Source organism: Enterocloster citroniae (genome assembly GCF_040545455.1).
Classification (GTDB): domain Bacteria; phylum Bacillota; class Clostridia; order Lachnospirales; family Lachnospiraceae; genus Enterocloster; species Enterocloster citroniae.
Genome location: NZ_JBEPLZ010000006.1, coordinates 114,425 through 141,071 on the forward strand (window position 1 = coordinate 114,425; position 26,647 = coordinate 141,071).

A 26,647-nucleotide genomic window follows, 5' to 3' on the forward strand; every position below is an offset into this window, starting at 1 on the left:
TACCACTCTCCCCATATCAGTCCTTATCAGGCCTTCTTCTCAAGCTTGCTTCCCTTCTGGATGGAAGGGCGTCCATAGATACCGGTGGGATTCCCCATCATCCTGGAATCAATGCCCATGCGCTCCAGCTCCGACTTTGCAATCATCTCCGCCTTTTTGTTATAATACTGGATATTGCCAATGGCACCGTCTATCCTGCGATACAGCTCCAGCAGTTCCTTTTGCCGCGCCCCATCCATAGATTCAGCGATCTCCTTTAACGTCTTTCCATCCAGCCCATGGGCTGCAAACAGTTCCTGCCGCTTCTGTTCCAGGCTCTCCAGCTTCTTATCCATGGCCTGCTGTATCATAATGGTCTGTTCCACCTTATCCAGCTCTCTCGTCATAAGAAGCCCCAGCTTTTCCACCTGCTTTTGTTCCATGGCCTCCAGCGCTTCCGTATACTCTGTCAAAAAACAAATGATCTCTTCCAATCCTTTCCCCTCTCTACAGACCGCTCATCAGACGCCTGGCTATCTGTTCTGCCGAAACCTCATAGGTACCTTCCTGTACCTGCTGCTTCAAAGCCGCGATCCGGTCGGCCGGCGCGCCTTCCTCCATGGATTTGGAGAGCGCTGCCGCAAATGTGGACGCCCCGCTTTTCTTCGCCCCTTCGCTGCTGATACAGACCGCATCCCCCCTGGCCTTCCCTGCCGCGGGCGCCGGAGTGGAAATGTTTTTTTCTGTATGTTTTGCGTTGCTCACAGCATTTTGGTAAGCCGCATAATTTCTCGTGATCTTCATATCCATATCTTCGCTTCCTTTCTTTCGGTGCTCTCTATATGGTGACTCTGATATTCCTATAGTACTTATCGGACGCGGGGAATGAAACTTTACAGTTTGGAGGAGATTTTTTATCATTTTTAAAATATTTATGTGAATACAACTATTGCTGCGAATAAAAACGCCGGGATACGGAATTGAATCATCCCATATCCTGGCGGCTTAATCATTGCATATGATCCGGTTTTACTAATACAGTGGAATTTTCTAATGGAGTGATCCATTACAAATACAGTGATACATTCTAATGCAGCGGGTTCTTCTTTACAACCAGAATCGCCTGTACCAATGCTCCGGTCACCTCCTGGCCATTTTCCTGCTCCGCCTTACCGCGCTTCTCCTGATCTCCTTCCCTCATTACCACGTAACGCGGTTTAAGCCGGTTCAGAGCAAGGGCGGCGATATCCTTCTTGCATTTATCACATTTACAGCAGTTAAAACGGTCCAGTGTGGAATCCAGCCTGGAGATAACCAGTTCCTCCATCAAATTGACCAACACCATGTTGTTCTCCTCCTTAAAGGGAAGATAAACAGGGTTCCTCTTTAGCGCCTTTGCCATTGATGCTGCCGTGGGCAGTGAATACGGCTGGTTTCCCGCCGCCGTGTTGTCTGAGGACTCGGCATCGGCAGATGCACCCTGCCCATCTGCTCCCGGCTCACCCGGTCTTTCCATGCCCGGCACTCCATCTGCTGCGGTCCCCTTTTGATCTCCCCCATCCTTTTTTACGGCAGAAGGCATGATCTTGCGGTACATCATATCCTTGTCAATCTCTGTTCTGGTCTTAGCCATTTACCTTCAGCCCCCTTTGCATCAACTCCTGAAGCAGGTTCTCATAATCCTGTACCGCGTTGCATCCGGGCGCATAATCAAACACTGAGCATTGAAGGGACTGGGCCTCCCGAAGCGCCACACTCTCCCGTATAAAAGTATTCAGGGCAGGCATCTTTAAATCATCCGCAACCATACGCAGCGTTCCCTCCACCTCTTTACTGAACCTGGTCCTGGGATTATGCTTTGTCAAAAATACACCTAGGACCTGAATCCCAGGGTTACAGTAATTTCTCACACGGCGTATGGTCTCCTCCAGCTGTGTAATCCCCTGGAGACTGAATATATCCGAAAGCATAGGGACCAGCACGTAATCAGCAGCCGTGAAGGCATTGACTGTCAGGATTCCCAGAGCCGGAGGTGAATCGATCAATATGTAATCATACAGGTTCTTCAGGGAATCCAGTGCTTCCTTTAAAAGAAATTCCCTGTGCTGCCCTGTAAATTCCAATTCAATGCTGCTTAACAGGATATTAGCTGGAATTATGTCAACCAACGCGGACTTCTGTACCGCATACCTGGGCTTTAGCTCCCCCTTTAACACATCATAAATAGTGGCGCTCTCCACATCCGCCCCCATTGCAAAACTCAAATTCCCCTGCGGATCCATATCCACCGCAAGCACCTTATATCCCTTCTCCTTCAGCGATGTTGCAAGCACATAGGCCGAGGTGGTCTTACCCACCCCGCCCTTCTGGTTTGACAACACAATGGTAACCGCCATAGCAACTCCCCCAGAAACAAACTGTTCCCTAATCGTCATAGTATGGTTACCATTATATCAGGTAATATGGGAAGAAACAATCCCTCAACAGTTTCGTACACCCTTATATCCTCCCAGTCAGGATGATTTTTTATTGACTTTATAGACGAAAATCGTCTTATAACTTCTTGCAAGTGTTTATAGAAATGAGGAAAAACTCTGTGTTTTCAATGGTTTTCACGTTCTTGCTTGTATCTCCTCATATCATCGCATGAGTTGGTTTTGTAAAGCTGGGCACCATTTTAGCACCACAAACAAGACGATACACATAGGCATAGGACAGCACTATAACACTCACAAAGTTAGGTTTATGTATGGCTATTTTGTTACGCATTGGAGGTTCGGTGAGCCTTGCAAAAAAAGGCTTTACATACTCAAAACCAACAGGGCAAGATGTTTATACCTTGCCTATCAAAAACGTTCTTTAACTGCGTAACAAAGTATTCCCATTTGTCTCTATGTGTTGCAGATTCAATTTAAATAAAGATTAACTGCCTTTACTAAACGAGCCACCACCTCTATATGTGTTTACAATGCAGGTATATGTCTGACCGCATTTAGGGCATTTTATGCTATGATAAATGATATCATCTATCCAATGCCCGTTTACATTTTTATGGCAACCTAATTCACAATTGCCCTCAATTAAAATGAAGTGTTGGGTATCTACAAGTTCTTTGATATAGGCAACTGTCTTTTCATACTCGTTAGGTGTCTGAAATCTATCTTTCAACGCTGTTTTAGAACAATAATCGCACATATTTTTACCTCTATTAATTTTCCTCTCTATACCTTTCCCTAAACCTATTTCCATACAGAATATGGGTGGTTGAAAAAGCAATGGAAATAGCACTACACCGAATTATTTTTCCAAACATTCAAAAAGCAAAAATGAGTGTAAAAAGTTCCGTAGCAAGCATAGGAAAGTGGTACCCTTTTCGTAAAAATCACTCGTTGCTGTCTGTGACAGTATGAGAAATTTTTACTTGTTGGGAATATCCCAAGCCCTTGTACAAACTGAGATTTAGTGCATAGCGTAATTTATCTTTACCATGTGAATATGGTCTTCCCAAACTCCATTGATATTTAAATAATATTTTGAAATTCCCTCATTTATAAACTGATTTTTTTCTAAAACTCTTAAAGATGCTTTGTTTTTCAGCATTACATTCGCTTCTATACGATGTAAACCTAATTCTTCAAACGCATATTTTGTCAGCATTTCTACTGCAACAGACATATACCCTTTATTGACATAATCCTTGTCCAACTTATATCCCAGAAAAGCAGAACAAAAGGCTCCCCATACCACGTTGTTCAACCCAATTATCCCTATAATTTTTGAGGGCTGTTCCATTGGCATAATATAATAGCGAAATGCTGTCCTTGCCTCATAATCAACCACTTCCTTTTTTAATACGGCTCGCTGATATTCCAGTGAAAAAAACTCCTCGCTTCGTACAGGTTCAAAGGCTTCTAAAAAAGCGCGGTTCCTTTTATAGTAATCAACTACTTGTTCTGCAAGAGATGGGTCTGCTGGAACAAGTTTTATATATTGATTTTCCATTATGCACGCTCCTCTACAACTTTCAATTTGTTAATTTGTTTGCTTAGATTATAGCACTCATATACGAAATTTTCTATCATTTCCCTGTTTGCATGAATAGTATTCTCTTATATTTGTCCATATCGTTTTATTTCGCTATGGAAAATTCAGGCACCATTTGGGCACCAAAGCGTCAAAAATATTGCTATTTTGGGCACCTTAACCTTTGTGAAAATCTGTATTTACGAGAGTTTTCATAGTTGAAAACTTTTTGATAAAACAAAATTAAATACTATTTTTTATAATATCATAAATCTTCCCGATAACAGCGATATCCTCCTCCAGCATATCCGCGCACCTCTCCTCAGGTATACTCTTCTCAATTTTCTTTTTAACCTGTTTAATCAGCTTTATAAATTCTCCCTCTTGCCGGCCTTCCCCTCTCTCCATAGCCATATGAACCTGTTCATCATATTCTTACAATATCATATCCTGTACCTCCGATCTGTGCTTTGATAAAAGTTTTGACAGGATTCCTTTGCTGATACACTCATCTACCGCATGATCCACCGCTGTTTCCAATGCTATACCCCGATTTAGATATTCCCTTATACAGAAAATAAAACCGACAGATTCATGGAGTACTCTACTTCCGGATGAACATGCCGGATAATACACCGCCAGTAGCGGCAAAGGGTAGAAACAAATGAACTACGCAAAAAAGCATTGCCTCCTATTTGTTTTTCATATTCAAATCGGAGGCAATGCCTTATCTTTTATTTCTGGTTTAAATCATATACTTAAGAATATTACTGTAATAACTGTAAGATGGACTGTGGCTGCTGATTAGCCTGTGCCAGCATAGCCTGTGCAGACTGCATCAGAACGCTGTTCTTTGTGAATTCCATCATCTCTTTTGCCATGTCTACGTCACGGATACGGGACTCGGCTGCTGTTATGTTCTCTGTGGTAACCCCCAGATTGTTAATGGTGTGCTCAAGACGGTTCTGGATCGCGCCCAGTTTGCCACGGCTGGTGGATACTTGGTTGATGGCTTGTGTAATCTTACTGATAGCAGCAGATGCCCCTTCTCGATTACTTATATCAATGTCACCAATACCAAGAGAGGATACATGCATATCACTAATTGATAAATCCAACTGATTCCAATTATCATTTGTATCACCAATTTGAAGTTTTAATCCACCACCTTCTGCAAGCCCAGTGCCTCCTACTAAAGCATACTCTCCCGCTGTTCCTGCGCCATTCGCCTTAATTTGAGCGCCTGTCTTTTCCCCATCAAAACTGACCTGCATATTTACACCAGCATTGGCCAACATCTGATTGATCTGACTAGCGCTATAAGAATCTGTAGCCTTTAAATTTAGCTTTGCAGAACCATCTGCATTGGCAGTTGCTCCCAATGCATCTCCAGCAACAGTATCAACAGTCAATTTTTGAGCGTAACTTGCACCAGCTTTTGTTGCCGTAACAACAACCCCATTTGTGGCGGTTGTATATGCTGCCTTGGTGGCTGCTTCCGATACAGTATTGGATAAAATGTTATCAGTACCTGCAACAACTGCACTTCCCATAGTAAAACTCTTATCCGCTGTCAGCGATACCTTTCCTGCTACCTCTGCCGGAACTCCACTTGCATTTTTAACCAATGCATCCAAATCGCTCTGTGTATATGTCTTTCCTGCTGTGTTCTGTAAAGTAATCTGTAAAGTCTTGCCATCCCACTTTGCAGATGACGCCCCTGTTCCAGCTCCAATTTGAACACTATATCCTTCTGGAGCCTTAAATGTAAAACTTGTCGCTGCAGTAATGCCCGTAGTTGCCGCTACGGTTCCATTTCCTACCTTACCGGCAGTCCCTACTCCCATTGATCCATCCAGAAGTTTAATCCCATTAAAATTGGTACTATCAGCAATACGGTTAATCTCATCCTTCAGTGCATCCACTTCATCCTGAAGAGCCTTCCTATCCACATCATCCGTATAAGTCCCATTAGATGATTTCGTAGCCAGCTCCTGCATACGATTCAGCATAGAATGAACTTCCTGCAGTCCGCCTTCCGCTGTCTGCACCAAAGAAATCGCATCCTGCGAGTTGTCGCTTGCAGCAGTTAATCCCTTGATCTGTGCTCTCATCTTTTCGGAAATAGCCAGACCTGCCGCGTCATCACCTGCACGGTTGATTCTGTAACCGGATGACAACTTCTCAAGCGACTTAGATACTGCACTGTTGTTCACGCCCAGCTGCCTGCTGGAATTTAATGCCATGATATTGTGTTGAATCCTCATACTAATTACCTCCATGTAATTATATTGTTCCGGGAATTCCTTTTCCCTGTTTTAAAAATGTTTCTCCCAATGCCGGACGGGCCCTGTCTGACACTGGACTAAGCTTCCGGAACATACCATCCCTTCCGCTCTGTAATATTTATCGTACACCTCTCCTCTTTTATTTACCAAAAAAATGCACAAAAATCATTTACGATTTATGTGCACTTTATCCATAAAGACTCTGTTCAATATAAAATTCTTCCAATGAAAGATTGTGTTCCTTTATATACTCCGCCGCTTCCACACCCACGTACCGGTAATGCCACGGTTCATACTCAATTCCGGTTATATCCACCTTATCTTCCCCGTAACGCATGATAAATCCATACTCCTGGGCGTGTTCCATCAGCCACTTTCCTTCCGGCGTATTCTCAAATGCTTTCTCAAGCTTATGATATTTCTTCGTATAGAAATCCACAGCCAAACCCAGGCAATGCTCCCCTGAACCGGGAATTGAAATGGTCTGCCTTGCAAGTGCGTAGGATTCTTCCTTTGTGTGGCCGCTCCTCACATAGGACTGCACCTTCCTGTTAAACAGCTTTTCCTGCTTATCCAGCGTCCGGTATCCGGAGCATATGATTGGGGCAAGCCCCTGTTCCCTCATGGCATCCAGCATTTCCATAAGAGGCTCGTAGATTCTCACATCCACAGACTGTTCCGTCCCAGGAATCATCTGTAATTCCACTGTATAGTCCTCTGGTACGGGATATTCCGCATTGGTAAGAATCAGGCACCAAAGGTCGCTTTCACCGATTATCAGTTCATCTCCCTGCACCCTGTTAGCATCCTGCTCACTTTTCCGGCTGGCCAGTCCTGCTGTCAGCCCGGTTTCCCCGGACCATACCTCTGATTGCGCTTTCGCCGGCCTGGCTGATGTTCCAGCCTCCATCAGTGGGTCCGCTTCCCCGGCATCCGCCGCCGCCCCATCCAATGCTTTCGCCGTCCCATCTCCACCGGCCATCATCTCCACTTCCGCCCTATCAGCACCCCTCTCCTTTTCCAGCGTCCTGTGAGCCGATATATAAAACAAGGCCAGGATAAGCAGGAACGTATAGATCATTACCCGCCGGTTCCTGACCACGCGCCGGTCTTTAGATTTCTTATAAGCCATCTCCCGCGCTTCCTCCTGACTTGACCTCATTTAATCTCATCCGTACTCCTCATATCCCTGCTCTCACCGTATCCTCCGAAGCTGGTCCCCCTGCCGTCTAAGAATATAACGGTACAGCAGGTCCTCCTGCCTGGTTGCCATCTCCATAAACTCGCATCCGTAGCCATAGCCGCCTTCCGGCCGGTTCATCTGCCTACGCACCTCGCACGCAAACAGCATGGAATCGCCCATGGCGGGGATCACGATATTAAGACGGTCATTGATCTTGAATATCTCATCCGTTCTGAACATCAAGCCGCCCAGGCTGATATCCACCAGCTGAACCTTAAGCCCGTTGTAATCCGCAGAATCCCCTGTAGAATCATGCTCTGATTCCTCCCCTGGGTTCATCAGCTCATCTCCGCGCATGCAGTTATAGATCACCGCTTTGTCCCTTGTACTGATCCGGAAATACTCCCGCCTTTCGTCATTGGTGGCCTCATTGAGATCAATGATACGCGCCAGTTTGGGAGATGACAGGTACACTCTCCCGATCAGTACCTTGAAACCCAGCTGTGTATTATATACCTCAATCTTTACCAAAAGGTTATATGGTATGGTGGGCAATTCATTGCGTGAGCTTCCCACATCAATAAAATTCTTTCCGATCCTGTGCAGGACTCCCATGCTGATCAGGTCGTTATTCTTTGCTTTCATGACACACGATGATCCAACATATCCGTCCAGCAATTCAACCATGTTCCCCACCCCCCTGTTATCGTCCTGTTATCGTCCTGTTATCGTCTGTTGCCTGCTGTTCTCTTTATTCTCTGATTTCTCCACCATCCCTGTTCCGTCTGGATGCCAGATTCCGGCGCAAACGGCTGGAACTTCCGTTGCCCATACTGCCAACGCCGGTTCTGCCCGCAGTATTACCATCTCCTGTTTTGTCCGCGGCACTGCCGTCTCCCGCCGCATTCCCCTTCCTCACGCCCTCCGCATCCTCAATCCCCCGAATCTGAGCCGAGGTTTCAATCAGCTTACAATAAATTGCCGCCACCACCTCGTAAAGCTCCACCGGGATATTGCTCCCCACGTCCAGCATACACAGAAGGGAGGCCGCGCTGTCATCCTTGAATACGGGAATCCCCTTTTTCTCTGCAATATCAATGATATGCTCCGCAACCGTGCCGTAACCGGAAGCGATCACCACCGGTGACGCGTCCTCGGCTGCATTGTATTTTAAAGCAACTGCTTTATTCTTCTTATATTTTGACATCCACACCCGTCCTTTTGAATGGCAGGTTTTTGAATACCTCCATCAGGCTGCGCACATGGTCCATGCGCTCTACTTCTATGTCAGCCGCCCTATATCCGTGTTCTTCCATAATACCGCGGAATTCCGGGATCAGGCCCTCAAATACTTCCGTGTACGATTCCGGGCAATACAGATGAAATCCCAGCTCCCTGCCCGCCATCATGAATTCCGCCTCCATCTGCCCGATCCCCGGTATATCAAAGGTAATCAGCACATGGACATGGTTTCCCTCCCCCTCCGCCCGGTCGCCTCCCCGGCCTTCATCCTTGGGATCGATCCAAAGTTCGGAAAATGCTTTCATGCCCTCATAATCCACCGGAATCACAAAATGCAGAAGGGGCGTATAGTTGCAGGGTGAGGATAAAAGGCTTGTGATGATTTTCTCGATCCTCTCCCCGTTCAGGCTGTTCATGGGAGTCTCCCGGTCCTGCTTTGCAATGATCTTTGCCAGCGTATCCATGATCCGGGACCGGTTCACCAGGTGCTCCGGCTCCTGGAAACTGGTTATGTACTGCCGTACCAGCTCCCGCAAACGTCCCTTGTCCTCCCTGCTGTTCACATGGATGAGAAGATTCATAAGGGCCTCCTGGAGATATGCGTCATTGTCCTGGTAACGCGACATATTGTACATGATATTGGGGATCACCCGGGCTGTCTGGGGCGTGTAGAGCACGCTTCCCTCCAGTTCCTTTAAAGCCTGCTGCACATCTGCTTTCAGGGCCTCAAATTCCTGCCCGCCCTGTACCTGCCTGACCCGCTCTCCCAGCTGCGCAAATATTCCCGCCAGCGTCCTGCTCCCTGAAAGCTGTTCGGACAGGTATTCCAGACTGTTAGCCACGGAGTCCAGTACATCCTGCCTGGATATACTGCCGTTGACCGCCTTTAAGAGCTCCGCCGTCTCCATCCTCAGTTCCGGCTTGTCACTTAACATCCCTCTTAGGAAGTCAAACAGTTCTCCCTTAAACAGCGTGGAAGCATACTCCTGATCCACCAGTTCGTCTACAATGTGCTCCGGGTTGATCAATAAAGCGTCAAAAAGCTGGCGGATCTCCTGGGTCATAGTATTGTTATTCACCGGAAGGAGGTTGATGATCTCCTCCAGCATGTAAATATTTTTCAGATAGTTGACCGTCACTGCCGGGTCTTTTAACAGGTTCATCAGGGTGGCGGCGCCGGCTTCCCGTTCCAGCACATTGTGATGTCCCAGAAGGCCGCTGCCCTCAGGATTCTTTGTAATGTGCCGGATCTCCTGCATGTCAAACGGAACCGAGGGGTCCTTTAACGCCTTGTCCGTCTGTATGATATTCTTGTTGATGACCGGAGATGTCACCCGTAGGATGTCTGCCATTAACGAATTCCTTTCCTGATTTCCCCGTCAAGATAGTAGAAGGAACAGCTGTCCTCCTTCTTGGTGATGCTCATCTTGCAATCCCCGATATTGATTACGGTTCCGGGATACACTTCCCTGGCCGTAAGCCTGGATTTTCCCACCTCGCGGAGCTTTTTTGACAGCTCCGCCGCCTGCTGTTTTAATTTTTTCTCTTTTAACGTGTTGATGGGCGCTTCCAGCTTCAGCTTTGCAAGGCGGTCCCTTTGGGATGGTGTGATGGTACCTTCCTTAAGCTTTCCGTTGAGATATGAGATATCCTTGTTAATCTCGATCAGTTTTCTGGAAAGCATAAGCAATTCCTTTCCAAGGGCCTCCATCTCCTCTAAAAGCTGTGGGGTAAGGCCCAGGGTTATGGCTGTTGTGATGTGGCTGGGCGCCCCCACCGCCTTTACGTTCATGCAGTTATAAACCGAACAATTCCCGCCGATCAGCGCGCCTCTTTTACCGATGAGTGTCAGGTTGTGCCCGCAGGACACCTCGGAATTGATGATATATTCTGCCTGGATATTATTTTTTACAAAAATGCTGCAGTCCTCCAGGAATTTGGCCGTGATATCTCCCTCCGCCTCAAGCACTCCCGATTTCATGCCCCGCATTCCTTTATGAAGCAGGATATCCCCGCCGGCCTTCAGATGGGCGCCTTCCACAATTCCCATTACCGTGATATCGCCCTTGGCCGTGACACTGTATCCCTCCAGCACATCCCCGTGCACCATAACGCTTCCGGTAAAATCAATATTTCCAATGGAGTTGTCAACATTTCCGGACACGGAAAATACATTTTCCACATGAAAACGCCCGGACCGGAATGTCAGATTGCCCTCGCAGGCCGTCAGAAGCTTATCCCGCTCCGGTGAGTATACAATGTTCTTTCCCTGGGGAATGGGCGGCATGGTGCCGTTTTTGCCGCGGACCGGCTGGCCGAATACATCCATTCCGTCCTCCGGCTCCGTGGGCATGGAAATCTCACAGACCACGTCCCCCTTTTTCACGTTATGGATCAGGTTCATGCTCTTAAAATCAATCCCGCCGTTGCCCTTGGACGCATACTTTATCTGGGGTTTTCTGGGAAAATAATCCTTAATATGACCGTCATCCCCGTTCAGGGACGGCTGGCCTTTTGCTATTATGGCCATCTGGAGATACTGCTGTTCCCTGACCATAGCTGCGACCTTCTCCTCGTCTATGCCAAAACAGATCCCTTTCTTTTCCAGCGCCTCACGCACCATCTCTATGGAGATGTGTTCACCGCTGCCCTGCGGCCCGTACAGCATCATGGAAACTTCCATCTTATCGTCCGACACCATAAGTTCTGCATGGGCGTCCATGTCCGGTTCTTCCGCATCTGAAGATACTTCCTCCCGGTCTTTTTCATTTAAAACCAACAGATCCTTACCTTCAGAATCATCCAATACCGCGGCTTCTCCTAAAAGTTCCCGTTCCAGCTGTATCCGGCGTTTCTGTTCCGCCTCGTTCCAGTCCTCCACCGTCTCTACCCGGTGATCATGACCGTCATCCGCCAAGCCGCGTCCCTCTTTCCGGTGCTGCGCATCCTCCGCTTTTCCATATTGCTGCGCATCCCCCGTTCTTTCGCGGCTCTGCGCATCCCCCGTTCTTCCACGGCTCTGCGCATCCCCCGTTCTTCCACGGCTCTGCGCACCCTCCGCTCTTCCACGGCTCTGTGCACCCCCCGCGCCATCCTTGGACGTTCCCCCGTCCTCTGTCTCACTCTCTTTTTTATCTGTCCCGCTTTCTTCCGGGGATATATCGTCCTTTTCATCCTCAAGAAACTTGGAAAACAAACTGAATATCAGGCTTTTTTCGTTCATGGACATCCCCCCTTTCAGCAATTCTTATGCTGCCTTACCGCAGGTTATTAATCATCTCTTCCATCTGATCCGCCGTACTGACGATCCTGCTGTTAAGCTGGAACGCACGCTGCGTCTGCATCAAATTTACCATCTCGGTGGACATATTGGAATTGGAAAGCTCCAGGGTCATGGTAAGGACCTTGCTTTTCTCCTCCTCGTCATCCAGATCCTCGATGGACACCCATTCGCCGGATGTCTCTCCGGTGCGGAACAGGTTCACACCAGCGTGCATCAGCCCTTCGGGATTCTCGCACACAAACAGGCCGATCTGCTCTGCCAGATGATCCAGGTCCAGCTCTCCGGGCGTGCCGTCCCCGCCATCTTCCGACTGCTTATACTCCAGTTCAATGGGATCCCCGTCCTGGTCCAGCACATAGCTTCCATCGCTGGTGGTCAGGTAATTGCCGTCCTCCGTGGATGAGATCTGGAATGCGCCGTCCCTTGTGTAGGCCGGTTCCTCCTCATCCTCACTTGTCTGGATTGCAAAAAATGCATTGCCGGATATGGCAAAATCCAGCTTCCGGTCGGTTTTGCGGAAGATTCCCTGCTGGAACACGGTTCCCGGACCGTCATTTTTCACCCCATGGCCGACCTGGGCCTGGGGCCTCATATCCATCCGGGTGTACAGCAGATCGTCAAAGCTGCTGCGCATGGATTTATATCCGTTGGTGCTTACATTTGCCATGTTGTTGGCAGTCACATCCAGATCCTTCTGAAATGCGTTCATTGCCGATACTGCCGTAAAATATGATATATTCATGTATGGTCCCCCTACAGCTTGCCGATATCGTTAGCTGTTTTCTGGTTCATCTGGTCTATGATGGTCAGCGCCTTTCCACAGGATTGGAACGCTCTCTGGACCTCCATGGCCCTTGTCATCTCGTTATTCAGGTTCACCCCGGATGCCTCCAGCTTTCCCTGATACACAGTGGGATACACCTGCTCCAGCGCCACTGTATTCCCGGCTCCATAGGTGCCATTGTCATAAAAGGTGAGATTGTCGTAATTGTCCGGCACCACGATCTGGATCTGGTCCAGCGCACCGTCCTCATTGTCATAGATAATGCCGTCCGAACCCACGCGGAACCCGCCCTCATCCACATACACAGGGCCGCCGTCCCCCATGACCTGACCCACGCCCGGAAGCACCAGATTGCCTTCCCCGTCCCGGTCAAAATGGCCGTTGCGGGTCAGATACTGTCCGTCCGTTCCCTGGATCACAAAGAAACCGTCCCCGTTGATCGCCAGGTCATAGGTCTGTCCCGTGTCCGTGACCGTTCCCTGCCCGTGGGCAGTTATTTCCCTGGTGCCAACCGATATGGTGGAACCCCGGCCCAGTCCCTGGGTCTGTCCGTTCATCTGCCGCACCAGCTGCTGGTCAAAGGTGGTCTTGATCAGACGTTTGGGCTTATACCCGCTGGTCTTCACATTGGCAATATTGTTGGCCGCCATGTCAAGTGACCTCTGATTCATCAGCATACCGGATGCAGCTGTGTAAAATCCTGAAAACATATCCTTATCCTCTCATATAGCCTTCCAAACAGTTCTTTAGCTTCCCGATTGCTTTGGTATGGATCTGGCACACACGTGACTGCCCCACGCCCATAACCTCCGCGATCTCTGAATATTTTAACTCTTCGTAATAATACAGTGTGATAACAAGCCGTTCCTTTTCTCCCAGCCCGTTGATGGCGGTGGTAAGCATTTCCATAAGTTCCTTATAGTAAAGGCTCTCCTCCGGCTTCCCGTCCATGTCCCCGGCTTCCAGCTCTCCCTTTGCAAATACGGCCGTCATATCCTGGAGCACGGATTCAAAGGAGAGGACCGCTGCATGGTTCATATATTTGATATGATCCTCCACCTTTTCCACGGGCAGGTTCAGATACCCTGCCACTTCCTTTACATCCGGTTCCCCCATCTTTTCATGGGACAGTATGGAGAATGCCTGGTCTACCTTTTTCTGGAAATTTCTTGCCCGGTGAGGCACCCAGTCCTGGCTGCGTATGTAGTCGATCATGGACCCTCTCACCCGCATAAACGCGTAAGTTTCAAATCTGGCACCCCGGTCAGGATCGTACCGGTTCAGGCATTCCATCAATGCCAGCACGCCCTGGTCCGCCAGGTCCTCCTGCTCCAGAAAGCTTCCTGCCATGGCGCGCAGCTGCACGGCCGCGGAACGTACAATGGGGAGGTAGTGTACAACCAGCTGGTTTCTAAGCTCCTGGCTGCCGGTCTTTTTATAGGATGCCAGCGCCCGGGCCATATCCTCACTGTCTGTCTGTTCCATCTGCATAAACTGTTACCCCTGTCCTGTCACCTCTGGCCAAGGGAAATGCTTCCCAAAGCCTGTATCTGTATATTGTTATCGATCTCGCTGAAGGATACCACCGCCACATTGGGATAAAACTGGTCAATGAGCTTTTTAAAATAGATCCGCACCACCGGCGAGGTGAGAACCACCGGTATGTTGACCAGATCCTTGATCTTGTTGATCTCTGACGTGGCTGAGCTTACGATGCTCTGGATCACCGTTGGTTCCAGCGCCAGATAGGAGCCGGTATCCATCTTCTTCACCGATGACATGATCATGTTCTCGATCTTGTCGTCCAGGCTGATTACCTTCATCTGCCCCGCCTCTGAGAAGCGGCGGGAAATGGTCCGTTTCAGCGCCTGGCGCACATACTCGGTGAGCATATCCGTATCCTTGATCTGGCTCCCGTAATCACCCAGCGTCTCCACAATCGTTTCCATATCACGGATCGGGATCCCCTCCCGCAACAGGTTTGCCAAAACCTTCTGGAGTCCTCCCACCGTGATAACGGAAGGAATGGTATCCTCCACAATACTGCTGTTTGTCTTTTTCAGTGTCTCCAACAGGTTGTTGACCTCCTGGCGGTTGAGAAGCTCATGCAAATGCTCCTTCACCACCTCGGACAGGTGGGTGATCACCACCGAGGTGGGATCGATGAGCGTGTATCCTGCCAGCTCGGCCTGGATCCTGCGGTCCTCGCCGATCCATTTGGCCGGTATATGGAACGCCGGGTCAATGGTGTCGATTCCCGGAACATCATCCGCATCCGTGCCGGGCGGCAGCGCCAGGTAGTGGTCCATCAGGATATCTCCCCTGGCTACCTCCTCCCCTTTTAAGAGGATGCTGTACTGGTTAGGATTGAGCTGCCCGCTGTCCTTAATGCGCACGGACGGAATCACAAATCCCATGTCCAGCGCCATCTGCTTGCGGAACATAACCACGCGGTCGATAAAATTGCCGCCGTTGCTCTCATCCGCCAGCGGAATCAGGCTGTAGCCGAATTCCATTTCAATCTGTTCTACATTCAAAAGACCGTAGACATTTTCAATATTCTTATAATAAGACGCTTCGCTGGTGACTTCCGTCTCCACAAATTCCTGTACGGTCTCAGCCGCAATGCTCTGCTGGCGCTTGTACAGGAGATATCCTCCGCCTGTTAAACCGGACGATATGATGAGGATCTGTAACACCGGAAATCCCGGGATCAGGCACAGGCACGCAGCCGCGGCGCCCGCTGTCATCAGTACTCTGGGCTGCGCCAGGAACTGACTGGTGAGATCCTCGCTCAGGCTGTTCTCAGATGCGGAACGGGTCACAATCATACCGGTTGCAACGGATATGAGCAGGGCCGGTATCTGGGATACCAGGCCGTCTCCGATGGTGGAGGTGGTATAGATCTGCATGATATCCTGTATGGTGCCCTGACTGTTCATGATGCCCACGATCAGGCCGCCCACAAAGTTGATAAATGTGATAATAATGGAGATAATAGCATCTCCCTTTACAAACTTGGTCGCTCCGTCCATGGAACCGAAGAAATCCGCTTCCCTCTGTATCTTGGAACGCCGTTCCTTTGCCTGCTGCTCATCAATCAGGCCGCTGTTAAGATCCGCGTCAATGGCCATCTGCTTTCCCGGCATGGCATCCAGGGTAAACCTTGCGGCAACCTCCGCCACACGCTCCGAACCCTTTGTGATTACTATGAACTGAACCAGCACAATGATCAGGAAAATGATAAAACCAATGACAGCATTTCCCCGGATCACAAACTGTCCGAAGGTCTTGACCACCTGTCCCGCGTAGCCGTTGTCAAACAGGATCTTTCTTGTGGATGAAATATTAAGCCCCAGCCTGAATAAAGTCGTGATTAAAAGCAGGGACGGAAACACGGAAAATTCCAGTGTCTCCCTGATGTACATGGTCATCACAAGGATCAGCAGGGACAGCGATATATTCAGTATAAATAAAAAGTCCAGTATGGGTGTGGGCAGGGGGATCAGGATCAGGAAAATGATCCCTATGATCCCCGCTGTTACAAGGATATTAAACCGTTTCAACTTTATTCACCATTTCCAATAATGCTTCGTGTATTTACTATTTCAGTGATGCGCACTCCGAAGTTATCATCGATCACCACAACCTCGCCCCTCGCGATAAGCTGTCCGTTGACAATGATGTCCACCGGCGCATCCGCCTGTTTGTCAAGCTCCACCACAGTTCCGTTGTTGAAATTCAGCACATCCTTCAGCCGCCGTTTTGTCTTGCCGATCTCTACTGACACGTTAAGGGGCACATCCATGATCAGTCCCAGGTTGCCGCTTATGGTCTGGTTTCTGTGCAGGATACCGGCTGCGCCGGGCTGTCCGGCTCCCGGCCCGCTCCTCCGGGGTCCGGCCCCAGTCCTTCTGCCTCCGGCGTTCGCAAGTTCTCCGGCCTCATCATCTTTGCCCTCGGCCTGGTCTGCATCTGACAATGCTCCCTTGCCCACAATCGAGCTTTGCTCAAGCAGGGCGGCCTGCCTTGCGGCTTCCTCTTCCTCCTGCTTTGCCCTGGCCTCCGCTTCTTTCCTGGCCTGGATCTCCTGGTACAGGCTGTCCATGGCATTGGCCGATATGCACTCAATGAACTCCGACTCCACCATGTCCTTTATCTTCATGCGGTAGGTCACTGCCAAAACACCGGAATCCTCCGCCTCTCCCATAACCGAAGCCAGGCTCTGTCGGCCGTCCGACAGCGTCAGCTGGCAGTCTGCAAAATCCATGGTATCACCCAGGAACTGCGCCATGGCTGCCGCCGATGCGTGACCCATCTGGTTCATCAGCTCCCCTGCCGCGCTCATAGCCACATCATCAAACACAAAGTCAGGGTCGGGAAGGTCATCCACGCCCATCAGTTCATTCAGGAATACCTGCATATCCCTCTGCCGGAGGATCAGGACCAGACTGCCCGCCACCTGTGACGTAAGGCAGGTCTTTACAAAGACAGCCGGTTCCAGGATGCTGTACTCCACTTCCCTGACCGTTATTTCCTGTAGCTCTGGTTCCCCTATCTCAATATTGGCCCGCAGAATGGACGAGATGGATTCTCCCGCCGCCTGCGCATGTATTCTGATGAGTTCCTCCAACATCTGCCGGTCCGTCACTTCGCTGACATTCCGGCTTCCCTGTTCCTTTGCCATGGTTTAAGCTCCTTTTTATTCCTCAATCTCTTTGGTATTTCTTCTGCGTTTCTTTCTGACCGCTTTTTTCTTTTCCGCTTTATTCTTTTCCTCTTTGTTCTCCCCGGACCGCTTGTAGCTGGCGGGAAGAAGTTTAAACAGCTTTTCTTCTATAAACTTGGGATTTTCCCCTTCCTGTATGGCCAGAACCCCCTCCATCACCAGCTGCTTGCACAGAAACTCTTCATCATGCCTGGCCTTCAGCTTGCTCGCCATGGGAAGGCACACAATGTTGGCCAGCAGCGATCCGTACAGCGTGGTGATCAGCGCCACGGCCATGCCCTTTGCAAGGGCGTCCACATCAGCCATGTTGCCCAGCATCAGGATCAGGCCTACCAAAGTTCCGATCATTCCAAAGGCAGGAGCATAGCTGGCTGCCTTTTCATAAAAGCGGCGGTCCAGGGCATGACGCTCGTCCAGCTGTTCCAGCTCTGTCTCCATGGCCTTGCGCACCTTTTCCGAATCCACGGAGTCCACCACCAGCATCAGGCTGTTATGTAAAAACGGCTCGTCAATTTCACTCAGCTTGTCCTCCAGGGACAAAAGCCCCTTCATGCGGGCCTCGGTTGCAAGGCCCACGATCTGAGCCACGGACTGGGCCGGATCAAACTGATAAGGCCTCACAATGATCTTTAGGTGGCTCCCGATCTTTTTAAACGCACCTGCCGGAAAGGATATCATCATAACGCCGATGGTTCCCCCCACGGTAATGGCAATACTTGGTATGTCAACAAATGCTTTCAGGTTGGTAAACACCAGCTTCATGGCCTCCTGGTCAAAGGTCATACCGAATCCCACAAGCCCCACTGCTAAAATAAAACCCAGAATTGACAAGATATCCATAACAATACATCCTTTTCCTAAACTATTCTGCCGTACCATCAGCCCTTAATCTGATCCAAGATGCCTCTAAAGGCCTCCCTGCGGAATTCCACCACCTTGTCCACTACTTCTTCCTTGGATTCCCTCACAATCAGGTGCTTACCATTGGTCAGGAGGATGGTGGTATCAGGATTCTCCATAATGGTCTCGATCAGGTCGCAGTTTAATATAAACTCCTCACCGTTCAGTTTTTTTAACAGGATCATGATACCGCCCTCTCATCTGCTTATCGTTTCAGGTTAACCAGCTCTTCCAAAATGGAATCCGACACCGTAATGATCCTGGAGTTGGCCTGGAACCCTCTCTGTGTAACGATCATATCTGCAAATTCCGTGGATATATCCACATTGGACATTTCCAGGGATGAGGTCTTGAGCGCGCCGGTTCCGTCTTCCCCCGCCTTGCATGCCTTGGCCTCACCGGAGTTGCCTGTCTGCTTAAAGTAAGAATTGCCCACGCCCTCCAGTCCGTACGGGTTGTCAAAGGTCACCAGGTCGATACGGCCGATCTGGATCTTTCCAAGGTTGGGATGGTTGGCCTCAATGATACCGTTGGCCAGGATAGTCACACCGGCATCAGCCAGGGACACGGTTCCGCCCTCGCTGCCTGAGGTCAGGGAAAACGCCTTGCTGCCAAGACCCAGGTCTCGGGAGTTGGTGGCTTCGGTAATGGTAGCTGCGTTCTTAACCTCTTTATCATCGGCATCCGTATGCTTGTCAAAATAATCATTGATTGCCGTATACCCGGGATGAGTCACCTCAATATACTGTCCTGCCTCACCATCCGGCGGCGTACCTACCTCCTTCAGCCATATGCTGTTGGCCGAAGTGCTGTTTTCATTGATGGATCCCTGGAACTTTCTGGTGGTTGTGCCGTCTGACACGGTTGCGGTTATCTGCCATGCCGCCGGGTTACTTCCCTTTGCAGGCACAAACACCGCCTCATAGCTCACATCGCCCGATGCCGTAAACATGGGTTCCGTACTGGTTGCAGACGGCTTGATCCCTCCAAAAATACCGGTATCCTTATAGACAGGGTCAAAGGTCTGGACCCCCGGCTTGATTCCAAAATTTTCACCCAGCAGCTCTTCGCCGGTAAAAGCTCCATTACGCGCCGGAACCGCTGTTATGGTAAAGTTTCCTGCCGGGTGCGGCTTTCCGTTGTTTGTTCTGGTAATGGCATTGTTCATCTGTTCATTAAACTGAGATAAGCTGTCAAAGCTGGCCCTGTTGCTGACCCTGACCGTGATACTTGAAGTATTAAACTCGTCTGACTTTACGACCACATCAGCGCCGTCCGGAAGCGTGTCATCCAGCTTAAATGTGATGGACACATTGGCATCTCCGGTTGCATTCTGGGACGTAATTGTATATTTGATCCCATTGATCTCCTGTGTACTGCTGGACTGCGCGTTGTTTTTGGATGGGACGCTTAAATGGATCTTATCCGATCCAGCCGCCTTACCCAATGGATCACCGGTCACGCCCAGCACCGTATATCCGTTGGCATCCACCAGGTTGCCGCTTTTGTAATCCAGCTGCAGGTTTCCTGCCCTGGTATAAAAGACATTGCCGTCAGAATCCATGACCTGGAAAAATCCCTCTCCTGTGATCGCCACATCCATGGGCCTGCCCGTGGACTGCAGAGCCGACCGGCCCATGTTCAGGTCTATGCCTGCCAGCTGCGCACCGTAGCCTACCTGGCTGGCATTGGTGCCGCCTCTGTTGTTGTCGCCGCTGGTAGCGCTCTGTAATGTCTGATAATACACATCCTGGAAGCGGGCGCGGCTTGATTTAAAGCCATAGGTATTGACATTGGCAATATTATTGCCGATAACATCCAGCTTGGTCTGATGGGCCTGCATGCCCGACACTGCTGAAAATAATGATCTTAACATATTCAGTTCTCCTTTTCCAACCGCCCTACCCGTCCGTCATTCGGGGTAAGGATAGCCTCCAAAAGGACCGGCTATATCATAACGGTTCCGTCAATATTGGTGAAGACCGTGCCTTTCAGGCTGTCTTCATTTACCACTGTAACTACTTTATTATTTTTTACATTTACAACAAATGCTGTGGATCCCAAAAGGATCAGCGGCTCTTTTAAACCCTTTTCCTCCGCCATGCGGATCCCTTCATTAAGGCGCTCAATCTTTTCAGAGGATACATCCACTCCCCGTTCCACCACACGCTCTATGGCATGCTTTGAAAAGGACACCTGACTTTCCTCCCTGATCTTCTGCTCCAGCAGTTCCTTAAAGGCATTGTCGCTGCCTGCCGATTCCCGGGGCCTGTTTGCCGGCGGCTCACCTGGAGTCCCCGTGTATATGGGGGTATGAAGCATTTTATTGTATATCATTGAATCCATTGTTCATCCTCCTGTGCCCTGATGCGGTTACTGTCAGTTCTGTACATACATTACGCCTTGCCGCTGCCCTCCTCCGGATTCTTGTCTTCACCGGGCTTCTTATTCCCGCTGTCATCCGGATTATTGGCCGGCTCGGTTTTGATCTCCATGATCTCGTCCATGTTGTATGACTCTCCATTAACGTAGATCACGAACTTCTCATCCAGAAGTGATATCTTATCCACGATCCCCTCTGTTTTCTTAAGCTCACCTGATACCGTAAACTTGGCGGCCGCTACATATTTGCCCACCAGGGAGGCCACATAGGTGCTCTTTGCATTATAAGACATTTCCTCCATCTGCTGCATGGTACTGATCTGCGCCAGCTGTGTCACATACTGGGTATCATCCACCGGATTCATGAAGTCCTGATTCTTCAGCTGGGCTACCATCAAGGTGAGAAAATCCTCCATTGTAACCTTTTTGTCCGACCCGTCTCCGAATACGGCGTCTATCACGCTGCCGGAACCTGATGTGCCCTCTGTCTGTGAAGTGTCACTGGTATGATTGTCCGTACCTGCAGGCTCTGCCGCAGTATAGGGCGAGGTGGCATTTGGCATTTGTACTGGCATTCTTTTTTCCTTTCCCTCCCATGCCTTTATACATAGGCATAGAGTCTGCTTATGCGGCTTTCCGCCATCATGCGCTCTGCTTCCATGAGGAGATCCTCATCCGGCGCTCCATATTCCTCATTGCCGGATATCCGGTAACGGTTATGGCCTGCATGAGCCTGCTGTCCGGGATGCTCCTGCATCTGCTGGTTAAACCCGGAGAAATCCATGGTTCCCCGGCTGTCCCGGTACACCTCCTGGACCTGTGCGTTCAGCGGCCTTAACATATCCTTCAAACTCTCCATCTGGCTGGTGACCAGTTTCTCAGTCTCAGGATTTGTGACACCGATGCGGACCGTCAGCTTATCTCCGGCATTTGCCAGGTGAATCACCATATCCCCCAGTCCTTCGGGTTTTAAGTGAACGGTAAGCTCCCTCAGTCCTTCCTTGACGCCCCGCTCCAGACCGGTTTTAAACTGTTCCAGCACCGGTGCCGGTGTGTGTACATCCCCCGCGGGCTCCTCCGGCTTTAAATTTCCATTCAGCCGGTCAAATGCCATCCTTCCGTTAAGATCCATTCCACTGGCATCCGCACTGCGCTTCAGTTCCTCCAGGACATGGTTGACATCCTCCGGCGTCCCGCCTGCTGTTTCATCCTGTTTGGGACTGACGGCTTTCCACAAATCCTGCCTGTCCTGCATCCGGGAACCCGTATCCTCATTTTCCTTACCCGCGGTTTCCTGTTCATTACCCTGAACTGACAGTATCTGACCAAAACTTTCCCTGCCGGGATCAGCCGTCCTCCCCAGAGTCCCTGCCGGATCAGGACCTGTCTGCCTGTCCATTCCGGTTGCCTTTTGGGCTGCTTCCTGTACCAATGCCTGTTCCGTGCAGGATAAACCGCCTCCTGCCAGTTCCTGAACCTGCCCTGCATCCTGCTTCAAAGCCTGTGTCCAATATCCGGTTCCAATATCCATAGTTCCATGTTTCCCCGGCTGCAGCACCGTTTCTGTCCCTATGCCTGCGGACCGGATCCCGGCCATATCTGTTATCTGCATCTGTTCCGGCGGAATCTGCGGAAACGCCATCATGGCCTGAAGGCTCATTGCCTCCTCCGGTGTCAGGCTGCTGTCTTCACCTTTGGGGGTCCCGTCTTTTCCGGTACCTTCATCTGTTCCGGCATCTATGCCCTTTCCTCCATCTTGGTCTTTTCCTACCTCTCTGCCGTTTCCCGCATCCCGGTCTTTTACACCATGGCTGTCTCCTCCGGCAGTTCTGCCTTTTCCCGCATCTCCGCTTTTTTTGGCATCCTCACCTTCCCGGATCCCCCTGCCCTTTGTTCCTGTCTTGCCTGTGTTCTCCGGGCCGTTTCCTTCATGGCTTGCATCCGCTTTGTTCCCGTAGGTTTGGGACAAGCTGCTATCTTTTAAATTCCTGGTAAATACTTCTGCAAAACCGCCATCTAACCCTGATTTCCCCTGTCTCCCGGCAGAAGAAGCGCCAAAAGCCAGACCGGACGCCCTTTGGGGGTATACCTTTATCTGTGAAAATGCTCCTGCTTGTATCAATGTTTCCGTACTCATCTTTCTCACCTCCTTTCCCATACGCCTTTCTATTCAGAACGTTTTCCAGGTATGTTCCAAAGCGTGTTCATATACACTTTGGGCGGCCCCGGCAAACGCCCTAGGAAACGCCATTTCTGACAAATTCTCCTGCAACATGCTCTGTGATCAGGTCCTGCTGCTCCTTTGCCTCGTCATGGCGGTATTCCTCCAACTGTTTTTCCTTCAGCTTCTCCAGCTTTTTCACTTCCTTGGAAGCCTCTGTCACAATAGAACGCTGCTTTTCCACCTTTGCCTGTGCCCGGGTCAGCTCATCCGCTGTTTCCTCCAGCTGGATCCTGGCTCCCTCCAGCACACTGTGGCAGCCCTTCAGTATAAACACTGTGGTTCCCTGGGCCTGGCGCCTTCCAATATCCTCCTGGATATGGCGGATTATGGATTCACTGTCCCTTTTTCTCTCTTCCAGCTCATCCCTGACAGCGGTCAGCCTTCCAAGGACTCCCTTTTCCTTTTCCAGGTTCTGCTGCTGGTATACAAGCATACGCTCCAGCGTAAATACAAACCGTTTCATATAGCGCCCCTTAATCTGTTGCCTGGATCATCTGGATCACTGCCTCGTCCAGCGAAAAACTCTCATCTGTTTTCTGCTGAAGGAACCCGTATATCCGGTCTATATGCGCCAATGCATCATCTAATTCCGGATTGGTCCCTTTTTTATAAGCTCCGATGGAAACCAGATCACTGTTGCTTTCATATACGGCCAGAAGCCTTCTCAGCTTCCCTGCCGCTTCCCTGTGTTCCGGCATTACAATGTCGTTCATCAGACGGCTGATACTGGAAAGGATGTCAATGGCCGGGTAACGGTTTTTGGCAGCCACCTTTCTGGACAGCATAATGTGCCCGTCTATGATACCCCTCACCGTATCGGATATGGGTTCATTGGCGTCATCCCCTTCCACCAGCACGGTATAGATCCCCGTAATGGATCCCTCCTCAAAGTTTCCGGAACGCTCCAAAAGCTTGGGCAGTTCCGAATAGATGGATGGGGTGTATCCCCTTGCCACCGGCGGTTCCCCTATACTCAATCCCACTTCCCTCTGAGCCATGGCAAAGCGTGTCAGGGAATCCATCATCAGCAGCACATCCATGCCCTGGTCCTTAAAATATTCGGCGATCGTGGTTGCGGTCATGGTGCATTTGGAACGCATCATGGCCAACTGATTGGAAGTAGCCACCACCAGGACCGAACGCTTTAATCCCTCCTCGCCCAGATCCCTGTTGATAAACTCCACCACCTCCCTGCTCCTCTCCCCCACCAGGGCGATGACATTGACATCTGCCTTTACATTCTTGGCGATCATGCCCATGAGGGTGCTTTTTCCAACGCCGCTTCCGGCAAATATTCCCATTCTCTGCCCTTTTCCCACGGTCAGCAGGCCGTCTATGGCCTTAACTCCCATCTGAATAACGGTGTCGATCCTGGGACGTGTCATGGGGTTGGAAGGCTTTCCCGTAATGGTGTAATAGGATACATCCCCCACCGGCCCAAGGCCGTCTATGGGCATTCCCATGGCGTCCACCGTTCTTCCTATCAGCTGATCAGAGACAGCAATGCGGAGCCGTTCCCCGGTGTTGCGCACCGCGCTTCCGTAACCGATCCCCTCCATCTCCTCATAGGGCATGAGCAGCACCCTGTTCTCCCTAAATCCCACCACCTCGGCCATGACAGGGCTTCCCCCCTCCACCACGTCAATGGTACACACATCCCCCAGCCTGCAGGCCGGGCCCATGGACTCCACCGTGGTCCCCACGATCTTGTCTATCTTTCCCAGATAGGTGTATAATTCAGCATTCTGTATTGCCTGCTCGATCTGCCCCATTTCCATATGGTTACCGCCTTATCACCGGCCCTCCAGGGCCGTTAACTGTTTTTTCAGATTAGCCAGCTGTACATCCAGGGATGCATCCACAATCCCCTCCTCGGTCTCCACCTGTACAAAACCGGCGGGCCGGTCCTCTGTTTTGATCCTCAGGCTGCTTCCGTTCTTGCCCATTAAGGGTTTTAGACGCTGCTCCAGCTCTTCCACCAACCCGGAGGCGCGGGCCGGAACATGGACCGTAATACTCCTTTTATCCCGCTCCGAGAGCACTGCCTGCTCGATCAGGTCCAGCATTTCAGTCTCATCTTCTTCCACCCGTTTTCTGAGTATTCTTTCCGCCATCATAAAAGACAATGACGCAATCCTGCCGCACAGCTGCTCTTTAAATCCCTCAAACTCCTGTTCCATGTCTGCCACCGAGCCCCGGATCCCCTCTATATCATGGGAAATGCCGCCGAGCGCATCCTTAAGCCCCTGTGCATACCCATCCTGTCTGGCCTGCTCCTGGATCCTGCCGGCCTCACCTCTGGCAATATTTACTATGTTATCCCGCTGGGCATAAGCTTCCTCCAGAATCCTTGCCGCGGACTGTTCCGCCTGATCCCTGGCATGTTCCAATATTTTGCGCTTTTCCTCCGATATAAGGGCATAGCGTTTTCCCGTCATTTCAGTTCCGCCGGACAAACCGTTCCCGGGCCATCCGTTCTCAGACCATCCGTTCCCGGACCATTCATTCCCGGACAGGTTCTGTTCCTGCTGTGCGTCCCCCTGCTGCGCGTTCCGGCTGGCTTCGGGCTGGTATACCCTCACCGCCGCGCTGCCCGGAACAGTCTGTGCGGACTTTAATATCCTAGACAATAATCTCATCCTTTCCATCCTTGGAAATCACAATCTCGCCTTCCTCTTCCAGCCGCCGGATCACAGCCACGATCCTCTGCTGTGCCTCTTCCACATCGCTCATACGTATATTATGGAGATATTCCATATCGCTCTGTATGGATTCCCTCATTCGGCCGGACATGTTGGAGAAGATAGTATTGGTAACATCTTTATTGGCAACCTTAAGGGCCACGGACAGGTCCTTTGTTTCGATCTCCCTGAGGAAACGCTGTACGGACAGCGGATCCAGGTATGCGATATCCTCAAATACAAACATCAGCTTTCGCACATCCTCTGCCAGCTGCGGATTCTTCATGTTCAGTTCATCAAAGATATCCCTCTCCGTGCTGCGGTCCACATGGTTCATCACATCAGCCACATAGGTCAGTCCGCCCACCTCCATGGTTTCCTCCGATGAGGAGGAGCCGATCTTCTTTTCCAGTACCTCCTCAGCGATCTTGATGGCCATGGGCAGGGCCCGGTCCATATTGGCTATGCGCTCCACCACATCCACCCTGGTGTTCTGGGGCAGGTTGGCTATGATCTTGGATGCCTGTTCCGGAGTTGCGTATGACAGGATCAGGGCCAGGGTCTGGGGATGCTCATTCTGGACAGCAGCCATCAGGGTCTTGTAATCCACCTTCCTGATAAAACTAAAGGCCTTGGTCTTTAATGCCTTGCTGACCCGGTCCATCAGGTTCTTGGCCTGCTGCTGGCCAAAGGCCTTTTCCAGGACCTCCTTGGCATAATCCCTTCCGCCCTCTGTAATGACCTTTTCTGTTACACAGCAATTATAAAAATCCTGGGCAATATCCTCCAGTTCCCCCTCTGTCAGCCTGGGTAGCCGGGTGATCTCCATGGACAGCTGCTCCACTTCGTTTTCCGTCAGATACCGGAACACTTCGGACGCCCGTTCGCTCCCCAGGATGGATATGACGGCAGCAGCCTTTTCAGCTGGTCTTCTCTCTTCTGCAGGCAT

General features: G+C 50.4%; 26 protein-coding genes. All 26 read right to left on the bottom strand.

What is annotated here, in order from left to right:
- Positions 1-26: 26 nt before the first annotated feature.
- Complete coding sequence (gene flgN / locus ABID13_RS09945; RefSeq protein WP_048930044.1) at positions 27-473, bottom strand: flagellar export chaperone FlgN; 447 nt, start codon at positions 471-473, stop codon at positions 27-29.
- A gap of 13 nt (positions 474-486) precedes the next feature.
- On the bottom strand, positions 487-789 hold the full coding sequence (locus ABID13_RS09950; RefSeq protein WP_048930045.1) for a flagellar biosynthesis anti-sigma factor FlgM: 303 nt from the start codon (positions 787-789) through the stop codon (positions 487-489).
- A gap of 277 nt (positions 790-1,066) precedes the next feature.
- Positions 1,067-1,612: a late competence development ComFB family protein gene (locus ABID13_RS09955; RefSeq protein ID WP_045091200.1), complete on the bottom strand. Its 546-nt coding sequence runs from the start codon at positions 1,610-1,612 to the stop codon at positions 1,067-1,069.
- Positions 1,605-2,375, bottom strand: a complete 771-nt coding sequence (locus ABID13_RS09960) for a ParA family protein (protein ID WP_007865502.1) — start codon at positions 2,373-2,375, stop codon at positions 1,605-1,607. Before ABID13_RS09960 ends, ABID13_RS09955 begins: the two co-directional genes overlap by 8 nt.
- Positions 2,376-3,438: 1,063 nt before the next feature.
- Entirely contained in the window at positions 3,439-3,981 is a 543-nt protein-coding gene (locus ABID13_RS09965; protein ID WP_048930046.1) for a GNAT family N-acetyltransferase, read from the bottom strand.
- A 788-nt stretch (positions 3,982-4,769) separates the two neighbouring features.
- Positions 4,770-6,269, bottom strand: coding sequence for a flagellin N-terminal helical domain-containing protein (locus tag ABID13_RS09970; RefSeq protein ID WP_048930047.1), 1,500 nt, complete (start codon positions 6,267-6,269; stop codon positions 4,770-4,772).
- A 208-nt stretch (positions 6,270-6,477) separates the two neighbouring features.
- On the bottom strand, positions 6,478-7,422 hold the full coding sequence (locus ABID13_RS09975; protein WP_048930048.1) for a M15 family metallopeptidase: 945 nt from the start codon (positions 7,420-7,422) through the stop codon (positions 6,478-6,480).
- 63 nt (positions 7,423-7,485) lie between these two features.
- Positions 7,486-8,160 carry a flagellar brake protein gene (locus tag ABID13_RS09980; protein WP_045091196.1) on the bottom strand — a complete coding sequence of 225 codons (675 nt, stop codon included), beginning with the start codon at positions 8,158-8,160 and terminating at the stop codon, positions 7,486-7,488.
- Positions 8,161-8,224: 64 nt separating this feature from the next.
- Complete coding sequence (locus tag ABID13_RS09985) at positions 8,225-8,680, bottom strand: EscU/YscU/HrcU family type III secretion system export apparatus switch protein (protein ID WP_045091195.1); 456 nt, start codon at positions 8,678-8,680, stop codon at positions 8,225-8,227.
- Positions 8,667-10,067 (bottom strand): hypothetical protein, encoded by a 1,401-nt coding sequence (locus tag ABID13_RS09990; RefSeq protein WP_048930049.1) that lies wholly within the window; start codon positions 10,065-10,067, stop codon positions 8,667-8,669. The genes ABID13_RS09985 and ABID13_RS09990 overlap by 14 nt, the downstream gene beginning before the upstream one ends.
- Complete coding sequence (locus tag ABID13_RS09995; RefSeq protein WP_048930050.1) at positions 10,067-11,938, bottom strand: flagellar assembly protein A; 1,872 nt, start codon at positions 11,936-11,938, stop codon at positions 10,067-10,069. The genes ABID13_RS09990 and ABID13_RS09995 overlap by 1 nt, the downstream gene beginning before the upstream one ends.
- A gap of 34 nt (positions 11,939-11,972) precedes the next feature.
- A complete protein-coding gene (locus ABID13_RS10000; RefSeq protein WP_045091193.1) occupies positions 11,973-12,740 on the bottom strand; it encodes a flagellar hook-basal body protein in 768 nt (255 codons plus the stop codon).
- 11 nt (positions 12,741-12,751) lie between these two features.
- On the bottom strand, positions 12,752-13,492 hold the full coding sequence (locus tag ABID13_RS10005) for a flagellar hook-basal body protein (protein WP_007865469.1): 741 nt from the start codon (positions 13,490-13,492) through the stop codon (positions 12,752-12,754).
- Positions 13,493-13,496: 4 nt separating this feature from the next.
- Entirely contained in the window at positions 13,497-14,273 is a 777-nt protein-coding gene (locus ABID13_RS10010; RefSeq protein ID WP_048930051.1) for a FliA/WhiG family RNA polymerase sigma factor, read from the bottom strand.
- Between the two features lie 20 nt (positions 14,274-14,293).
- Positions 14,294-16,348, bottom strand: a complete 2,055-nt coding sequence (gene flhA / locus ABID13_RS10015; protein WP_007865463.1) for a flagellar biosynthesis protein FlhA — start codon at positions 16,346-16,348, stop codon at positions 14,294-14,296.
- A 2-nt stretch (positions 16,349-16,350) separates the two neighbouring features.
- Positions 16,351-17,469 (bottom strand): flagellar motor switch protein FliN, encoded by a 1,119-nt coding sequence (gene fliN / locus ABID13_RS10020; RefSeq protein ID WP_048930052.1) that lies wholly within the window; start codon positions 17,467-17,469, stop codon positions 16,351-16,353.
- 15 nt (positions 17,470-17,484) lie between these two features.
- Complete coding sequence (locus ABID13_RS10025; protein ID WP_048930053.1) at positions 17,485-18,351, bottom strand: motility protein A; 867 nt, start codon at positions 18,349-18,351, stop codon at positions 17,485-17,487.
- Positions 18,352-18,389: 38 nt separating this feature from the next.
- Complete coding sequence (locus ABID13_RS10030; RefSeq protein ID WP_007865454.1) at positions 18,390-18,596, bottom strand: flagellar FlbD family protein; 207 nt, start codon at positions 18,594-18,596, stop codon at positions 18,390-18,392.
- Positions 18,597-18,616: 20 nt separating this feature from the next.
- A complete protein-coding gene (locus ABID13_RS10035) occupies positions 18,617-20,287 on the bottom strand; it encodes a flagellar hook protein FlgE (protein WP_048930054.1) in 1,671 nt (556 codons plus the stop codon).
- Between the two features lie 71 nt (positions 20,288-20,358).
- Complete coding sequence (locus ABID13_RS10040) at positions 20,359-20,757, bottom strand: TIGR02530 family flagellar biosynthesis protein (protein ID WP_007865449.1); 399 nt, start codon at positions 20,755-20,757, stop codon at positions 20,359-20,361.
- Between the two features lie 50 nt (positions 20,758-20,807).
- Complete coding sequence (locus tag ABID13_RS10045) at positions 20,808-21,368, bottom strand: flagellar hook assembly protein FlgD (RefSeq protein ID WP_007865437.1); 561 nt, start codon at positions 21,366-21,368, stop codon at positions 20,808-20,810.
- A gap of 26 nt (positions 21,369-21,394) precedes the next feature.
- Entirely contained in the window at positions 21,395-22,930 is a 1,536-nt protein-coding gene (locus ABID13_RS10050; protein WP_048930055.1) for a flagellar hook-length control protein FliK, read from the bottom strand.
- A gap of 100 nt (positions 22,931-23,030) precedes the next feature.
- On the bottom strand, positions 23,031-23,480 hold the full coding sequence (fliJ, locus tag ABID13_RS10055) for a flagellar export protein FliJ (protein WP_007865431.1): 450 nt from the start codon (positions 23,478-23,480) through the stop codon (positions 23,031-23,033).
- Positions 23,481-23,490: 10 nt separating this feature from the next.
- A complete protein-coding gene (locus ABID13_RS10060) occupies positions 23,491-24,795 on the bottom strand; it encodes a FliI/YscN family ATPase (RefSeq protein WP_048930056.1) in 1,305 nt (434 codons plus the stop codon).
- A 15-nt stretch (positions 24,796-24,810) separates the two neighbouring features.
- A complete protein-coding gene (locus ABID13_RS10065; protein WP_007865429.1) occupies positions 24,811-25,656 on the bottom strand; it encodes a FliH/SctL family protein in 846 nt (281 codons plus the stop codon).
- Positions 25,640-26,647, bottom strand: a complete 1,008-nt coding sequence (gene fliG / locus ABID13_RS10070) for a flagellar motor switch protein FliG (RefSeq protein WP_048930057.1) — start codon at positions 26,645-26,647, stop codon at positions 25,640-25,642. The genes ABID13_RS10065 and fliG overlap by 17 nt, the downstream gene beginning before the upstream one ends.

Excerpts from the sequence above, each read along its gene's own strand:
- ABID13_RS09965 (WP_048930046.1), bottom strand. The coding sequence starts at position 3,981 with ATGGAAAATCAATATATAAAACTTGTTCCAGCAGACCCATCTCTTGCA.
- ABID13_RS09990 (WP_048930049.1), bottom strand. The coding sequence starts at position 10,067 with ATGGCAGACATCCTACGGGTGACATCTCCGGTCATCAACAAGAATATC.
- ABID13_RS10010 (WP_048930051.1), bottom strand. The coding sequence starts at position 14,273 with ATGCAGATGGAACAGACAGACAGTGAGGATATGGCCCGGGCGCTGGCA.
- ABID13_RS09995 (WP_048930050.1), bottom strand. The coding sequence starts at position 11,938 with ATGAACGAAAAAAGCCTGATATTCAGTTTGTTTTCCAAGTTTCTTGAG.
- ABID13_RS10035 (WP_048930054.1), bottom strand. The coding sequence starts at position 20,287 with ATGTTAAGATCATTATTTTCAGCAGTGTCGGGCATGCAGGCCCATCAG.
- fliJ (WP_007865431.1), bottom strand. The coding sequence starts at position 23,480 with ATGAAACGGTTTGTATTTACGCTGGAGCGTATGCTTGTATACCAGCAG.
- ABID13_RS10005 (WP_007865469.1), bottom strand. The coding sequence starts at position 13,492 with ATGTTTTCAGGATTTTACACAGCTGCATCCGGTATGCTGATGAATCAG.
- ABID13_RS10065 (WP_007865429.1), bottom strand. The coding sequence starts at position 25,656 with ATGAGATTATTGTCTAGGATATTAAAGTCCGCACAGACTGTTCCGGGC.
- ABID13_RS09950 (WP_048930045.1), bottom strand. The coding sequence starts at position 789 with ATGGATATGAAGATCACGAGAAATTATGCGGCTTACCAAAATGCTGTG.
- fliN (WP_048930052.1), bottom strand. The coding sequence starts at position 17,469 with ATGGCAAAGGAACAGGGAAGCCGGAATGTCAGCGAAGTGACGGACCGG.
- fliG (WP_048930057.1), bottom strand. The coding sequence starts at position 26,647 with ATGCCTGCAGAAGAGAGAAGACCAGCTGAAAAGGCTGCTGCCGTCATA.
- ABID13_RS10040 (WP_007865449.1), bottom strand. The coding sequence starts at position 20,757 with ATGGATTCAATGATATACAATAAAATGCTTCATACCCCCATATACACG.
- ABID13_RS09955 (WP_045091200.1), bottom strand. The coding sequence starts at position 1,612 with ATGGCTAAGACCAGAACAGAGATTGACAAGGATATGATGTACCGCAAG.
- ABID13_RS10050 (WP_048930055.1), bottom strand. The coding sequence starts at position 22,930 with ATGAGTACGGAAACATTGATACAAGCAGGAGCATTTTCACAGATAAAG.
- ABID13_RS09980 (WP_045091196.1), bottom strand. The coding sequence starts at position 8,160 with ATGGTTGAATTGCTGGACGGATATGTTGGATCATCGTGTGTCATGAAA.
- ABID13_RS10045 (WP_007865437.1), bottom strand. The coding sequence starts at position 21,368 with ATGCCAGTACAAATGCCAAATGCCACCTCGCCCTATACTGCGGCAGAG.
- ABID13_RS10030 (WP_007865454.1), bottom strand. The coding sequence starts at position 18,596 with ATGATCCTGTTAAAAAAACTGAACGGTGAGGAGTTTATATTAAACTGC.
- ABID13_RS10025 (WP_048930053.1), bottom strand. The coding sequence starts at position 18,351 with ATGGATATCTTGTCAATTCTGGGTTTTATTTTAGCAGTGGGGCTTGTG.
- ABID13_RS10000 (WP_045091193.1), bottom strand. The coding sequence starts at position 12,740 with ATGAATATATCATATTTTACGGCAGTATCGGCAATGAACGCATTTCAG.
- ABID13_RS09975 (WP_048930048.1), bottom strand. The coding sequence starts at position 7,422 with ATGGCTTATAAGAAATCTAAAGACCGGCGCGTGGTCAGGAACCGGCGG.
- ABID13_RS09970 (WP_048930047.1), bottom strand. The coding sequence starts at position 6,269 with ATGAGGATTCAACACAATATCATGGCATTAAATTCCAGCAGGCAGCTG.
- ABID13_RS09985 (WP_045091195.1), bottom strand. The coding sequence starts at position 8,680 with ATGTCAAAATATAAGAAGAATAAAGCAGTTGCTTTAAAATACAATGCA.
- ABID13_RS10060 (WP_048930056.1), bottom strand. The coding sequence starts at position 24,795 with ATGGAAATGGGGCAGATCGAGCAGGCAATACAGAATGCTGAATTATAC.
- ABID13_RS09960 (WP_007865502.1), bottom strand. The coding sequence starts at position 2,375 with ATGGCGGTTACCATTGTGTTGTCAAACCAGAAGGGCGGGGTGGGTAAG.